We start from the raw sequence: 13,591 nt of genomic DNA, 5'->3' as shown, positions 1-13,591 counted from the left end.
CGGTGGCGCCGGTTCACGGTTTTCGAAGCGGCGCCCCGGCCCAATAAGCTAGCCCCATGACTTCCACAGCAGATTTGACCAACGAAGAATTCCGCATCGAGCACGACACGATGGGCGAGGTCCGCGTCCCGGCCAACGCCCTGTACCGTGCGCAGACGCAGCGTGCAGTCGAAAACTTCCCGATCTCCGGCAAGACCCTGGAGCGCGCCCACATCGAGGCCCTCGCCCGGGTTAAGAAGGCAGCGGCGCAGGCCAACGCGGAGCTGGGGGTGCTCGACGGCGAGCTGGCCCAGGCGATCGCCGACGCCGCCGACGAGGTCGCCGCGGGCAAGTACGACGGCCACTTCCCGATCGACGTGTTCCAGACCGGTTCCGGTACCTCCTCGAACATGAACACCAACGAGGTCATCGCCGAGCTCGCCTCCCGTGCGCTGAAGGCCGGCGGCAGCGACAAGGTGGTCCACCCGAACGACCACGTCAACGCCTCGCAGTCCTCCAACGACGTGTTCCCCACCTCCGTCCACGTCGCCGCAACCTCCGCGCTGATCAACGACCTGATCCCGGCCCTGGGCTACCTGGCCGAGTCCCTGGAGCGGAAGTCGGTCGAGTTCAAGGACGTCGTGAAGTCCGGCCGCACCCACCTGATGGACGCCACCCCCGTCACCCTGGGCCAGGAGTTCGGCGGCTACGCCGCGCAGGTCCGCTACGGCATCGAGCGGATCAACGCCTCCCTCCCCCGCGTCGCCGAGGTCCCCCTGGGCGGCACCGCCGTCGGCACCGGCATCAACACCCCCGCCGGCTTCCCGGAGCGCGTGATCGAGCTGCTCGCCGCGGACACCGGCCTGCCGCTGACCGAGGCCCGTGACCACTTTGAGGCCCAGGCCAACCGTGACGGCCTGATCGAGGCCTCCAGCCAGCTGCGCAATATCGCGATCTCCTTCATGAAGATCAACAACGACCTGCGCTGGATGGGTTCCGGCCCCAACACCGGCCTCGGCGAGATCGCCATCCCGGACCTGCAGCCGGGCTCCTCGATCATGCCGGGCAAGGTCAACCCGGTCATCTGCGAGGCCTCCATCATGGTCGCCGCGCAGGTCATCGGCAACGACACCGCCATCGCCTGGTCCGGCACCAACGGCGCCTTCGAACTCAACGTCGGCATCCCCGTCATGGCCGCCAACCTGCTCGAGTCCGTCCGCCTGCTGGCCAACACCAGCCGCGTCATGGCCGACAAGATGATCGACGGCATCACCGCCAACGTCGAGCGTGCCCGCTTCCTGGCCGAGGCCTCCCCCTCGATCGTGACCCCGCTGAACAAGTTCATCGGCTACGAGAACGCCGCCAAGATCGCCAAGAAGGCCGTCGCCGAGGGCCTGACCATCCGCGAGACCGTGGTGGCCATGGGCTTCCTGGAGCGCGGCGAACTGACCGAGGAGCAGCTGGACACCGCCCTGGACGTCATGTCCATGACCCGTCCGCCGCACAAAGCTTAGGGCCCAGGGCCAGCAAGAGGGCCCCGCAGGGGTAGAACGACGACGGCGGCCGGCACCTTCCCGCGAAGGTGCCGGCCGCCGTCGTGTGCGGTGTCTGGAGTGCCCGGACCTACCGGCGGACGTGGACTATCGGCGGAAATAAGCGGCGCCGTCGGCCTCACGGGCCCGCTCGATGTCCTTCAGGTGTCCCGGCAGCAGCTCCGGGAAGTCTTCCGCGTGGAACCAGCCCACGGCGAGGGATTCGTCGTCGTTGACCCGGGCCTCCCCGGAGACGTAACGGCAGCGGAACACCAGGGTCAGAAAGTGGCAACTGTCCCCGTTCGGGTAGACCGTGGGGCCCACGGTGTCCACCGAGACCAGCCGCTCGGCCTCGGCCACGACGCCCGTTTCCTCCAACACCTCGCGGAGCATCCCGGGCGCCGGTTCCTCGCCCGGTTCCAGGATGCCGGTGATCAGGCCCCAGCGGCCGTTGTCCGCGCGCTGGCCCAGCAACACCCGGCCGGCGTCGTCGAACACCACCGCGCGGGCGCCGGGAATCCAGAGCATGTCGTGGCCGACTTTTTCGCGCAGGGTCAGGATGAAGTCGGGGGTGGCCATGCCTGCCAGCCTATCCTGCGGGCAACAGCAGCATGGCGGCCGCGGCGCCGGCCAGCATGAAGGGCCCGAAAGGGATGTCCGACCTCAGGGTCCCGCGCCGGGAGGCCAGCAGGGCCACGCCCCAGAGCCCGCCGAAGAGGAAGGCCGCGAAGGTGGCGGCGAACAGGTGCCCCCAGCCCAGGAAGCCCAGGTACAGGCCGAGCACCCCGGCCAGTTTCACGTCCCCGAAGCCCATCCCGGCCGGGTACACGGCGCGCAGCAGGAAGTAGAACAGCCACAGCGCGGCCGCGCCGGCCAAGACCCGCAGGCCGGGGACCCCGAACAGGGCGGCGGAGGTCCCGCCGTCGTGTCCGTTCATCGCCGCCAGCAGCGCCGCGCCCAGCAGCAGCACCCCGGCCACCGGGTAGGCGGGGAAAACGATCCGGTTGGGCAGCAAGTGGTGGCGGACGTCGATCACGGTCAGCCGCACCGCCAGGACCAGGAAGTACAGGCAGGCCAGGGCCGCCAGCCAGAAGGCCGGCGTCGCCGCTCCCAGCTCGCCCAGTCGTTGGATCACCCTCGGATGCTACTCGATGCGGCCCGGCGGAAGCTGCGGACGCGGTGCACCGGTGTGACTGGTGTGACTCCGCCGGCATGGGTAGGCTTCCCCGATGACCGATTCCGCCGCCTTCTGGCCGCCCTTCGCCCTGAGCCTCCACACCCCGCGGCTGACCCTGCGCCCCATCCAGGACGGAGACATCCCGGCCGCCATCGACGCGGCCCTCTCCGGCGTGCACGAGCCGGGGCGGAACCCGTTCAGCTCGCCATGGGCCGAGAAGCCCGCCGAGGAACTGGGCCCGAACATGGCGAAGTGGTACTGGCGCTGCCGGGCAGGGATGCGTCCGGAGGAATGGACGCTGCTGCTGGGCATCTGGCACGACGGCGAATTTATCGGCTGCCAGGATGTCGAGGGCAAGGACTTCGCGACGCTGAAGACCGTCGGCACGGGCTCCTGGCTGAAGCGCAGCGTTCACGGCCAGGGCTTCGGCAAGGAGATGCGCGCCGCGGTCGCGCTCTACGCCTTCGACTGGCTGGGCGCCGAGGTGGCCGAGTCCGAGGCGGCCGCCTGGAACCAGCAGTCCCTGGGCGTCTCTCGCTCGCTCGGCTACGAACTGAACGGCACCGTCCGGGTCAACTGGGGCGGCGACTTCCAGGACTCCCAGCGCGTCCGTCTCACGCCCGCCACCTTCAAGCGCCCCGACTGGACCCTCACAGTCCACGGCCACGAACCCACCGCACGGTTCCTCGGCATCTCCTAGCTTGCCGTCCCCGTCCGCCGTGGCTGGCTTTGGCGGGCGTCTAGCGGCTGGCTTGTGCAGGCACGTCGGGTGCGGGGCGGCGGCGCCCCGCCGTCGCTTAGACACCTCCCGTCGCTGCGCTGCGGTCGCTGGGCGACCTTCGCTCCGCTCTGGTCGGCGATGCGCTCCTTAGCGGGCCACCGCAGCCCCGCGCGGGTGGTGGACGCACAAGCTCGAAAGGGTAGCGAAAGGACGGGTGCGCGACCCACGTATTCGAGCGTCCCGCCGACGCGTGGGCGACTGACGCACGCATCCCGGCTTCCCGGCATCCCGCTGATGCTAGGGCGACGCACGCACAAGCCGCGCTGCGGGCTCTTCGCGTAGTCGCGCATCGCGACGGCGGCGGCCCCGAAGGTCGCCCAGCGACCGCAGCGGGTCGCCGTCGTTGTGTCTAAGCGACGGCGAAGGGGCCGCGGCCCGGCGAACCGGGCCTCGGGCGCCCGCGAAAGGCGACGGGGGAACTCCTGAAACTAGATTTCAGCCCCCTCGAGCAGGTCCGTTACGAGGGCGGCGATCGGGGAGCGCTCGGAGCGGGTGAGGGTGATGTGGCCGAAGAGCGGGTGGCCCTTGAGGGTTTCGACGACGGCGGCGACGCCGTCGTGCCGGCCGACGCGGAGGTTGTCGCGCTGGGCGACGTCGTGGGTGAGGACGATCTTGGAGTTCTGGCCGATCCGGCTCATGACCGTGAGCAGGACGTTCTTCTCCAGGGACTGTGCCTCGTCGACGATCACGAAGGCGTCGTGCAGGGAGCGGCCGCGGATGTGGGTCAGCGGCATGACCTCGAGCATGCCGCGGTCCATCACCTCTTCGACCACCTCCTGGCTGACCAGCGCGCCGAGGGTGTCGAAGACCGCCTGCGCCCACGGGTTCATTTTCTCCGCCTCTGATCCGGGCAGGTAGCCCAGTTCCTGGCCGCCGACGGCGTAGAGCGGGCGGAAGACGATGACTTTGCGGTGTTCCCGGCGCTCCAGGACCGCCTCGAGGCCGGCGCAGAGGGCGAGGGCGGACTTGCCGGTGCCGGCGCGGCCGCCGAGGGAGACGATCCCGACGGAGGGGTCCAGCAGCAGGTCGATTGCGAGGCGCTGCTCGGCGGAGCGGCCGTGCAGGCCGAAGACGTCCCGGTCGCCCTTGACCAGCCGGACCTGCTTGTCGGAGCCAACCCGGCCCAGGGCCGAACCGCGGCTGGAGAGCAGCACCAGGCCGGTGTTGACGGGCAGTTCGCCGGCGGCGGGGATGAAGGCCGGTTCGTGGCCGTAGAGGGTGGCCACGTCCTCCTCGGCGGCGTCGATCTCGGCCAGGCCGGTCCAGCCGGAGTCCTTGACGAGTTCGTTGCGGTACTCGTCGGCCAGCAGGCCCATGGCGGAGGCCTTGACGCGCATCGGCAGGTCCTTGGACACCACGGTGACGTCCCGGCCCTCGTTGGAGAGGTTCTTGGCGACGGCCAGGATCCGGCTGTCGTTGTCACCGCCGCGGAAGCCGGCCGGGAGCACCTCGGCTGAGATGTGGTTCATTTCCACCATCAGGGTGCCGCCGTCGGCCCCCAGCGGAACGGGGCGGTCCAGGCCGCCGTGCTCCACCCTCAGGTCGTCGAGGAGGCGGAGGGCCTTGCGGGCGAAGTAGCCCAGTTCCGGGTCGTGCCGCTTGCTTTCCAGTTCCGTGATCACCACGATGGGCACGATCACCTCGTGTTCGGCGAAGCGCAGCAACGCCCGCGGGTCCGAGAGCAGGACGGAGGTGTCGATGACGTAGCTGCGGGTGGTATCCCCCTGCGGGGCGGCCGCACCGGCGGTGGATTTGGCTCGCGTGGTGCGAGAGGTAGCTTGCGTGCCCTCGGTGGAACTGACGGTGGGCAGTGCTTCGGAAATAGCCACATCGACTCCAGCCCCGGGCCCCCAGGCCCGGAAAGGTTAGTGGTGAGGCGGTTCGGCCCTGAGGCCGGACGCGGCCTCCCATACACCCGGTGCGGACGTCCGCTCCATGTACTGGCCTCCCCGATCAGCCGGCGGTTTGCCCGCTGATGGGATTAACGTACGTCCACCGCGCGTCGATTGCCGGACTATTTTTCGGCGATTCTTGCGGACATCAGGTGACGGACGGGTGAACCGTTCAGGCCCCGAAGCGGCGCTGCCGGCCGGCGTAGTCGCGCAGGGCGCGCAGGAAGTCGACCTTGCGGAAGGCGGGCCAGAGGGCCTCGCAGAAGTAGAACTCGCTGTAGGCGCTCTGCCACATCAGGAACCCGGAGAGCCGCTGCTCGCCGGAGGTGCGGATGACCAGGTCAGGGTCGGGCTGGCCCCGGGTGTAGAGGAAGCGGGAGATGTCGTCAACGGTGAGCTCATCGGCGAGCTTGCCGATGTCGGCGCCGCGCGCGACGGCGTCGTGCAGCAGTTCGCGGACGGCGTCGACAATTTCGCGCCGGCCGCCGTAGCCGACGGCGACGTTGACGTGGATCTTCTCGTGCGCCGGGGTGCGGGCGGTGAGTTTGTTCAGCCGCTCGGCCAGGTAGTCCGGCAGCAGTTCGGGGGCGCCCATGGCGTGGACCGAGACGTCCTCGTCCTCGTCCAGGCGGTCCAGGGTGTTGGCGATGATGCCCATCAGCAGCTCGAGCTCTTCGCCGGAGCGGTTCATGTTGTCCGTGGAGAGCATGTAGAGCGTGACCACCTTGACCCCGAGCTCCTGGCACCAGCCGAGGAATTCGTGGATCTTGTCCGCGCCGGCCTGGTGGCCCTGGCTGGTGGGGGCGTTGAACTGCCGGGCCCAGCGGCGGTTTCCGTCGACCATCACGCCGATGTGCCGGGGGATCCGTTCCGGGTCCAGCGAACGCTGCAGGCTGCGCTCGTAGAAGCCATAGAGGAATCCGGGCAGTTCCATCCGGGGATTCACCTGGCTTCCTTGGGTCTGACGGGAGTGCATTCCTAGGCTACCCGCCGCGCGGGCCGGGCCGCGCACCCGGACCGGGCGATTTACCCCCGCCCGCTTGCTACCCGTCGGTAACTTATCCGCGCGTCGAATATTATTGCCGTATGGAACGCAACTCAGCGGAACCCGGACCAAGCCTGTCTCCGCACGGCGACCGCGCCGTCGATGCCGCGGGGCCGGCACCCGAAGCCGGTGCCCCGCGGGGCAAGGGCGGCGCCGTCGACGAGGCGGCCGTCCGGATCGCCGAGCTGCTCATGATCAAGCCCAAGTGGCGCGGCTGGATCCACACCGTCACCGCCCCGCTGGCGTTTGCCGCCGGCCTGGTGCTGGTGCTGCTGGCCCCCACCACCGAACTGAAGATCGCCTCCGCCGTCTACGCCTTCACCGGGGTGCTGCTGTTCGGCGTGAGCGCGGTCTACCACCGCGGCAACTGGTCCCCGGGCGTGAAGATCGTGCTGAAGCGTCTCGACCACACCAACATCATGCTGGTGATTGCCGGCAGCTACACCCCGCTGGCATGGGCCCTCCTGGACCGGCCCAAGGCGGTGTTCCTGCTCTGGCTGATCTGGACCGGAGCGGTGCTGGGCGTGCTGTTCCGGCTGCTCTGGACGCACGCGCCGCGCTGGCTCTACGTGCCGATCTACATCGCCCTGGGCTGCGCGGCCCTGTTCTACCTGCCCGACTTCTTCGCCGCCAGCATCCCCGCCGCGGTCCTGATCTGCGTGGGCGGGGCCCTGTACATCACCGGCGCGGTGTTCTACGCCCTCAAAAAGCCCAACTTCAGCTACAGCCACTTCGGCTTCCACGAGCTGTTCCACGCCTTCACGGTCTTCGCCTTCGCGGCGCACTACATCGCCATCGCGATGGCCGTCCTGGGCTGACCGGGTCTAGCCTGGCCCGGCCGCCTGATCTCCCCATGTGTGGAGCACGACGACGGGTCCGCGGCCCGGGCGCGCCGGTCACCGCCGTCGTACGTGGGGAATTTCCGCGCCGCAACCACGGGCCGCGGGACCGTGCCCGCGGCTAGCCCAAGATAGACAAACCCCTGTCAGGGGCGGCCGGCGGCGATCAGTTCCGGCAGCAGGCGCATGTCCTCGAACACGGTGGTTCCGGGCCCGGCCAGCCGCTCGGCGGGGGTCACTCCCCCGGCGTAGGCGAACGCGTGCATGCCGGCGGCCCGGGCGGCCTGGACCCCGTAGGCACTGTCCTCGACCACGGCGCAGCGGGCCGGGTCCACACCGAGGGTCTTCGCCGCGTGGAGGAACAGGTCCGGGGCCGGCTTGCCGTTGCGGACCTCGGTGGCGCTGAAGATGCGGCCGGCGAAGCGGGGCAGCAGCCCGGTCTGGCCCAGGGTCCGCCGCATCTTCTCGTGGCTGCCGCTGGAGGCCACGCAGTGCGGCAACTCCAGCCGTTCCAGGGCCTCCTCGACACCGTCCACCGCGGTGAGGTCCCGTTCGAAGGCCTCGCGGTACCAGTGCTGGTAGACGCTGTCCCAGCCCTCGGCCAGTTCGATGCCGAGGTGGTTCTCGATGCTTGAGACGAAGTTGGCCTCGCTCTTGCCGACGAAGCGGGCGACGATTTCCTCCCGCTCCAGTTCCCAGCCGAGGTCCGCCAGGACCCGCTGGTCGACGTGGACGGAGATTACCTCGGAGTCCACCAGGACGCCGTCGCAGTCGAAGACGACGAGCTCGAAGGAACCTGGCTGAGCGGGGGTTGGGGTCATCCCGCCATGCTAGCCAGTTGCTCCCGCACCTGGGCGGCGGACACCGCCGGGGCGTGGCAGACCATGGCGCGGCAAAGGTACACCACCGGGTCCCCCGTGGTCTCGCGGCCGTGCAGCAGCGGGACCGGGCCCGGCGCGGTGCCAGGTCCCGGCTCGGCATCCTGGACGGCGATGACCAGGCCGGGGCTGGGCGAGCGGAGCAGTTCGCGGTGGAGCGCGGAGCGGGCGGCCGACGGCGGACCGGCGACCGCGGCTTCCACGGGACCGGCGACGGCGGCCTGGGCGGCGGCGAGCAGGCCGCCGGCGGCCCGGGGCGCCTGCCGGGCCAGCGGGGGCAGGAGGGCCAGGATCTGTTCGGCGAGGCTGCGGTGCCCGGTGGAGCCGGTGAGGGCGGCGTAGCTGAGCAGCGCACCGGCGAAGGCCGCCGCGCCGCTGGGGGTGGCGTCGTCGAACGGATCAGCCCCGGCGCCGCCACCCTGGGCGTTGCCCACCTGGGCGGATTCCCCGGCGGCATCGCGCAGGGTTCCGCCGGCGGCAAAGCGTTCGCAGGCGGCCAAGAGGATCCCCTCGGCCAGGGCGTACCAGCGGGTCTGTCCCGTTGCGGCGTAGAGCGCGAAGAGGCCCTCGCTGCAGAATGTGTAGTCCTCCAGCAGGCCGCCAATGCCGCGGGCCCGCCCGTCGTGAGAGACCCGGACCAGCAACCCCGGCTCGCCGTCCGTCCCCGGCGTCCAGTGCACCCGTTCCAGATACTCCGCGATCCGCTCGGCGGCCGCCAGGAATTCCGCCCTATTCAGTTCGGTTCCCAGTTCGGTTCCGTCCAGCACGGCGGCGGCGTCGGTCAGGGCGCCGAGGGCCAAGCCGTTCCAGCCGGCCACCACCTTCTCGTCCCGGGCCGGTTGCGGCCGCGCCGAACGTGCAGCACGCAGCGCCGGGCGCACCCGCTGCCAGAGCCGGCGGTCCTCCCCGGCGAGGCCGGCGCCGGCGGCCCCGCCGGGGTGCAGCGGAGCCTCGGACGGGCCGACGTGCATGAGCCGGGCGACGGCGGCGCCGTCCTCCCGGCCCAGGACGTCGGCGAGTTCCGCCGCGGTCCAGAGGTATGTTCCGCCCTCGTGATGGACGCCGTCCACCACCGTGTCCGCGTCCAGGGACGAGGCGAGGGCCGCCAGTCCGCCGTCGGAGCCGGTCAGGCCCAGGGCCGCCAGCATCCAGTCCGCCGTCCCGGCGGCGGCCTCGGCGGCCTCCGCCGCGGGATACTCGTCGGAGCCGCCCAGCCGGACCCAGTGCGCGCAGGCGCGCAGCAGCAGGGCATTGTCGTAGAGCATCTTCTCGAAGTGCGGGAGGGACCAGTCCCGGGTGACCGAATACCGGGCGAACCCGCCCTCGAGCTGGTCGTAGAGTGCGGAGCGGGCCATGGCCGCGAGGGTGCGGCCGGCAATCCCGCGGGCGGTGCCTGCGGTCGCGGATGGGACCGCGGCGTGCCTGATCAGGAATTCCAGGACGGCCGACGGCGGGAACTTCGGGGCGGCGCCGAAGCCGCCCCCGGCGTCCTCGGCCGCCGCCAGCGCGCGGACGGCGCCCGCGAGCACCTCCGGGTCCGGGGTGCCCGGCCCGGCACCGGCCGCGTCATTGCCGCCGCCGGGGGGCTGCAGGCGCACGGCCGAGCGGACGTGCAGGTCCGCCAGCCCGCGGGCCAGTGCCGCGGCGTTGGCTTCCACGGCCTCCCGGCGCTCCGCCCAGGCCTCGTGGACCGCTTCCAGCACCTGCCGGAAGGAGGGCCGGCCCGGCATGGGCCGGGGCGGGAAGTAGGTTCCGGCGTGGAAGGCCCGGCCGTCGGGGAGCAGGAACACGGACATCGGCCAGCCGCCCTCGCCGGTGAGCGCCTGGGTGGCGGCCATGTAGGCGGCGTCGACGTCGGGGCGTTCCTCCCGGTCCACCTTGACGGAGACGAAGTGCTCGTTCAGGTACCGGGCGGTCTCCGGGTCCTCGAAGGACTCCCCGGCCATGACGTGGCACCAGTGGCAGGCCGCGTAGCCGATGGAGAGGAAGACCGGCACGTCCCGGTCCGCGGCGGCGGCGAAGGCCGCGTCGCCGAAGGGTTGCCAGTGCACCGGGTTGCCGGCGTGCTGGCGCAGGTAGGCGGAGGGCTCGCCGGCCAGGGCGTTGCCCGTCACCGGTTGCTCCCCCGCCGAGGGGGTGTCAGCGGCTTCCGGGTCCCGCGTCACCGTTGGCCTCCGGGCGGGCCGGTCCGGATCCGTCCCTGCCGCCGTCGAGGGTTCCGCCGTCGAGGGTGCCGGCGCCGGGAGTAACGTCGGCTCCCGTGTCAGCTCCGCCCTCGGCCGCGGCGCGTTCTTCCTCCACCTGGGCCCGGTAGCGGACCCGCCGGATCCGGCGCACCATGTCCACGATCAGCAGGGCGCTGAGGATGACGATGAAGGCGGTGAGCACGAATCCCAGCAGGCCCGGGCTGACCTGGTCCTGGTCGAGCCCGGGGCGCAGTGACGGCGTCGGGGAAGGCGCCGGGGCGGTGGCCAGGGCAATGAACAAGGAGTGCACGGGTAAACCTTCTGTGAGGAGCTGGGGGTCAGGCCTCCGACGCCGCTTTTCTACGCGGTATAGAAGTCTCTGCTGGGTCTATCTTAGCCCGGCGAAGAAGTCCGTTTCCGGCAGTTCTGCGGGGACGCGGGAGGTGATCAGCGAGTAGTCCTCCCACGGCCAGGTCTGCCGCTGCATCGCCGGGGAGACGGCGAAGAAGAAGCCTTCCGGGTCGATCTGCGTCCGGTGCGCGCGCAGGGCGTTGTCCCGGGCTTCGAAGTAGTCCCCGCACTGGATCTGGGTGGTGGTTTCGTGGGTGGGCGCCGGCGGGGTGTGGCCCTCGGCGTCGGCCTCAAGCCAGGCGGCGATCCGCTCGGCGTACGGCGACTGCAGGCCGGCCTCCTCCAGGGCGTAGTGCAGGGCCTTGAACCGTTCCGGGCTGAAGGCACGGTCGTAGTAGAGCTTGCTGGGGGTCCAGGCCTCCCCGGTGCCCGGGTAGCGGTCCGGGCTGCCCGCGGCCTCGAAGGCCTCGACGGCGACGCGGTGGGCCATGATGTGGTCCGGGTGCGGGTAGCCGCCGTTCTCGTCGTAGCTGAGGATCACGTGCGGCTTGAAGGACCGGACCAGGCGGACCAGCGGCGCGGCGGCGCGCTCCAGCGGCAGGGTGGCGAAGGATCCGGCCGGCAGCGGCGGCAGCGGGTCGCCCTCGGGCAGGCCGGAGTCCACGAAGCCCAACCAGCGCTGCCGGATGCCCAGCACCTTGGCCGCGTTGGCCATCTCCAGCCGGCGGGCGCCGGCCATGTCCCGCTTGGGGTGCGGCGCGGACTCCATCTGCGGGTTCTGGATGTCGCCGCGGGAGCCATCGGTGCAGGTGGCCACCAGGACGTCGACGCCGGCCGCGGCGTACATGGCCATGGTCGCGGCGCCCTTGCTGGATTCGTCGTCGGGGTGGGCGTGGACGGCGAGGAGCCGAAGCGGGGCGGACGGGCTGGGGGACGCTGTCATCGTCGGACGGCTCCTCTTTCTTCTCTGGGTGGTTCGAGCCGGGTGATTTCGGGCTGACCGATCCACACTAAACTGGACTGGTGACTTCCGAGGAGCAGCCTGCAGCACCCGCGCCGGCACCCACCAGCCTAGCCAATCGCTACGGCGGTCAAAAGCGCGCCATGGGCGGCAGCTTCGGCAGGGCCGGAAGCACCGGCGGGACCACCGACGGACGCAAGCGCAGGCGCAACCTCCTGATCGCGGCCCTGGCCGTCGCGGTGGCCTTCCTCGCCTGGGTGGCAACCTCCGCAGCCACCGGGTCCGTCAGCTTCAAGGACATCGGCTACAGCACCCCGGACGCCACCCTCGCCCAGCTGGACTTCCAGGTCACGAAGAACCCGGACAGCACCGCCGCCTGCGCCGTGAAGGCCCTTGATTCGAAGTTCGCGGTGGTCGGCTGGAAGGTCGTCACCATCGGCCCGAACGACGCCTCGGCCGGGACCGACGGCGGCCACACCACCGCCCAGCGGGTGACGCTGCGGACCGAATCTCAGGCGGTCTCCGCCGTCGTCGACAACTGCTGGCTGCCCTCCGCCAACAAGTAACGCCCGCCCCGCGCGTGTGACGCAACGCGTAACACGGTGTGACCTGCGCCGCTCAGGTTCTTTGGTTTATCCACAGCATTGACTACAATGGATCAATACCTTAACCCCGCTGAGCTGGTTGCTGAGTTCCATAAGTGGCCACCGTGGCGGGGTCTTTGCTTGTTTGACCAGTTCGTTTGACCCGTTTTGTTTGACCAGCTTGTTTATCCACCAAAGGAGAAGTCCGTGTCGACCACCAACAGCGCAACTGCAGCTTGGCTTACCCAGGAAGCTTTTGACCGCCTGAAGGCAGAGCTGGACCACCTCTCCGGCGCCGGCCGGGCGGAAATCGTTCAGAAGATCGAAGCCGCCCGCCAGGAGGGCGACCTCAAGGAGAACGGTGGATACCACGCCGCCAAGGAGGAGCAGGGCAAGATCGAGGCCCGCATCCGCCAGCTGACCGTCCTGCTCCGCGACGCCCACGTGGGCGAGGCTCCCGCCGACGACGGAATCGTCGAACCGGGCATGATCGTCGTCGCGAAGATCGCTGGCGACGAGGAAACCTTCCTGCTGGGCTCCCGCGAGATCGCCGGCGACTCGGACCTGGACGTCTTCAGCGAGAAGTCCCCGCTGGGCTCGGCCATCGTCGGCCACAAGGAAGGCGACAAGCTCAGCTACACCGCCCCGAACGGCAAGGACATCTCCGTGGAGATCATCTCCGCGAAGCCCTACGTCGGCTAGCCAGCAACGGACGACGCCGGCCCTCCCCTCCCGGGGACGGGCCGGCGTCGGCGTTTAACGCGTCGGTGTTTAAGGCGCCGGCGCTGAAGGGGTACGCCGGCGCAGCAGCAGCGCCGCCACCACCCCGCCGGCGGCACCGCCGAGGTGCGCCTGCCAGGAGACGTAGCCGGCCACCGTGGGGAGCACCCCGAAGAGGATGCCGCCGTAGGCCAGGAACAGCACCACGGAGAGCAGGATCTGCCCCCAGTGCCGGTTCAGGAAGCCTCGCACCAGCAGGAAGGCGAACAGCCCGAATACCAGCCCGGACGCGCCCACCGTGATGTTGTAGCCGCCGATCAGCCACACCGTCAGCCCGGAGCCGAGCCAGCTGGCGGCCAGCGCAGTGAGGAAGACCCGCAGCCCGGAGAGGAACACCAGGAAGCCGAAGATGATCAGCGGCAGGGTGTTGGAGAACAGGTGGGCCAGGCTGGCGTGCAGCAGCGGGAAGGTGAGGATATCCACCAGCCCTTCGGGCGTGCGTGGCCGGAGCCCGAACACCCGGTTCAGTGAATGCAGCATCAGGGTGTTGACGAACTCCACCGCGTAGAGGAAGGCGACGAAGGAACCCACCACCGCCAGGCCCTGCCGGGCGCGGGCCGCGGTGGCGTCCCGGCGCCGTTCCCCCTCGGGTGCTTGCAGCACGAT

Annotated in this window: 14 protein-coding genes; 5 read left to right on the top strand and 9 right to left on the bottom strand. The window is 70.4% G+C overall.

From position 1 onward, the window contains the following. Positions 1–56: 56 nt before the first annotated feature. Positions 57–1,493 (top strand): class II fumarate hydratase, encoded by a 1,437-nt coding sequence (locus ACFVY3_RS07675; RefSeq protein ID WP_290258546.1) that lies wholly within the window; start codon positions 57–59, stop codon positions 1,491–1,493. A gap of 126 nt (positions 1,494–1,619) precedes the next feature. Here the strand turns inward: ACFVY3_RS07675 and ACFVY3_RS07670 are convergent, their stop codons facing one another. Both ACFVY3_RS07670 and ACFVY3_RS07665 read right to left on the bottom strand, forming a co-directional pair. After that, a complete protein-coding gene (locus ACFVY3_RS07670) occupies positions 1,620–2,090 on the bottom strand; it encodes an NUDIX domain-containing protein (protein ID WP_290258547.1) in 471 nt (156 codons plus the stop codon). 10 nt (positions 2,091–2,100) lie between these two features. Continuing rightward, positions 2,101–2,646: a prepilin peptidase gene (locus ACFVY3_RS07665; RefSeq protein ID WP_400159304.1), complete on the bottom strand. Its 546-nt coding sequence runs from the start codon at positions 2,644–2,646 to the stop codon at positions 2,101–2,103. 94 nt (positions 2,647–2,740) lie between these two features. Between ACFVY3_RS07665 and ACFVY3_RS07660 the strand changes: the two genes are divergently transcribed. Then, positions 2,741–3,388: a GNAT family N-acetyltransferase gene (locus tag ACFVY3_RS07660; RefSeq protein WP_400159303.1), complete on the top strand. Its 648-nt coding sequence runs from the start codon at positions 2,741–2,743 to the stop codon at positions 3,386–3,388. Between the two features lie 509 nt (positions 3,389–3,897). Here the strand turns inward: ACFVY3_RS07660 and ACFVY3_RS07655 are convergent. Both ACFVY3_RS07655 and ACFVY3_RS07650 read right to left on the bottom strand, forming a co-directional pair. Further along, a complete protein-coding gene (locus ACFVY3_RS07655) occupies positions 3,898–5,298 on the bottom strand; it encodes a PhoH family protein (protein ID WP_400159302.1) in 1,401 nt (466 codons plus the stop codon). A 235-nt stretch (positions 5,299–5,533) separates the two neighbouring features. Further along, entirely contained in the window at positions 5,534–6,295 is a 762-nt protein-coding gene (locus ACFVY3_RS07650) for an isoprenyl transferase (RefSeq protein ID WP_377972436.1), read from the bottom strand. A 287-nt stretch (positions 6,296–6,582) separates the two neighbouring features. On the opposite strand from ACFVY3_RS07650, the gene ACFVY3_RS07645 reads away from it, so the two are divergent. Next, positions 6,583–7,224, top strand: coding sequence for a hemolysin III family protein (locus ACFVY3_RS07645; protein WP_364137299.1), 642 nt, complete (start codon positions 6,583–6,585; stop codon positions 7,222–7,224). A gap of 167 nt (positions 7,225–7,391) precedes the next feature. Here the strand turns inward: ACFVY3_RS07645 and ACFVY3_RS07640 are convergent, their stop codons facing one another. The 4 genes from ACFVY3_RS07640 to mca form a co-directional block, all read right to left on the bottom strand. Then, entirely contained in the window at positions 7,392–8,066 is a 675-nt protein-coding gene (locus ACFVY3_RS07640; protein ID WP_400159301.1) for an HAD family hydrolase, read from the bottom strand. Further along, complete coding sequence (locus ACFVY3_RS07635; RefSeq protein ID WP_400159300.1) at positions 8,063–10,237, bottom strand: thioredoxin domain-containing protein; 2,175 nt, start codon at positions 10,235–10,237, stop codon at positions 8,063–8,065. The genes ACFVY3_RS07640 and ACFVY3_RS07635 overlap by 4 nt, the downstream gene beginning before the upstream one ends. A 25-nt stretch (positions 10,238–10,262) precedes the next feature. Then, entirely contained in the window at positions 10,263–10,619 is a 357-nt protein-coding gene (locus ACFVY3_RS07630) for a hypothetical protein (RefSeq protein WP_400159299.1), read from the bottom strand. Between the two features lie 78 nt (positions 10,620–10,697). Beyond that, on the bottom strand, positions 10,698–11,603 hold the full coding sequence (gene mca / locus ACFVY3_RS07625; RefSeq protein ID WP_290258555.1) for a mycothiol conjugate amidase Mca: 906 nt from the start codon (positions 11,601–11,603) through the stop codon (positions 10,698–10,700). Positions 11,604–11,683: 80 nt separating this feature from the next. Between mca and ACFVY3_RS07620 the strand changes: the two genes are divergently transcribed. Beyond that, positions 11,684–12,187: a DUF4307 domain-containing protein gene (locus tag ACFVY3_RS07620; RefSeq protein ID WP_400159298.1), complete on the top strand. Its 504-nt coding sequence runs from the start codon at positions 11,684–11,686 to the stop codon at positions 12,185–12,187. A 225-nt stretch (positions 12,188–12,412) separates the two neighbouring features. Further along, positions 12,413–12,907, top strand: a complete 495-nt coding sequence (gene greA / locus ACFVY3_RS07615; protein ID WP_400159297.1) for a transcription elongation factor GreA — start codon at positions 12,413–12,415, stop codon at positions 12,905–12,907. 69 nt (positions 12,908–12,976) lie between these two features. On the opposite strand, the gene ACFVY3_RS07610 is transcribed toward greA, so the two are convergent. Next, positions 12,977–13,591: a rhomboid family intramembrane serine protease gene (locus ACFVY3_RS07610; RefSeq protein ID WP_400159487.1), complete on the bottom strand. Its 615-nt coding sequence runs from the start codon at positions 13,589–13,591 to the stop codon at positions 12,977–12,979.

The organism is Arthrobacter sp. BPSS-3 (assembly GCF_044628475.1).
Lineage (GTDB): Bacteria > Actinomycetota > Actinomycetes > Actinomycetales > Micrococcaceae > Arthrobacter.
This window is presented reverse-complemented; position numbering and strand designations above follow the sequence as displayed.

What these genes read in the sequence shown, in the direction of transcription:
- ACFVY3_RS07650 (WP_377972436.1), bottom strand. Translation starts at nt 6,295, where the DNA reads ATGGAACTGCCCGGATTCCTCTATGGCTTCTACGAGCGCAGCCTGCAG.
- mca (WP_290258555.1), bottom strand. Translation starts at nt 11,603, where the DNA reads ATGACAGCGTCCCCCAGCCCGTCCGCCCCGCTTCGGCTCCTCGCCGTC.
- ACFVY3_RS07640 (WP_400159301.1), bottom strand. Translation starts at nt 8,066, where the DNA reads ATGACCCCAACCCCCGCTCAGCCAGGTTCCTTCGAGCTCGTCGTCTTC.
- ACFVY3_RS07670 (WP_290258547.1), bottom strand. Translation starts at nt 2,090, where the DNA reads ATGGCCACCCCCGACTTCATCCTGACCCTGCGCGAAAAAGTCGGCCAC.
- ACFVY3_RS07660 (WP_400159303.1), top strand. Translation starts at nt 2,741, where the DNA reads ATGACCGATTCCGCCGCCTTCTGGCCGCCCTTCGCCCTGAGCCTCCAC.
- ACFVY3_RS07675 (WP_290258546.1), top strand. Translation starts at nt 57, where the DNA reads ATGACTTCCACAGCAGATTTGACCAACGAAGAATTCCGCATCGAGCAC.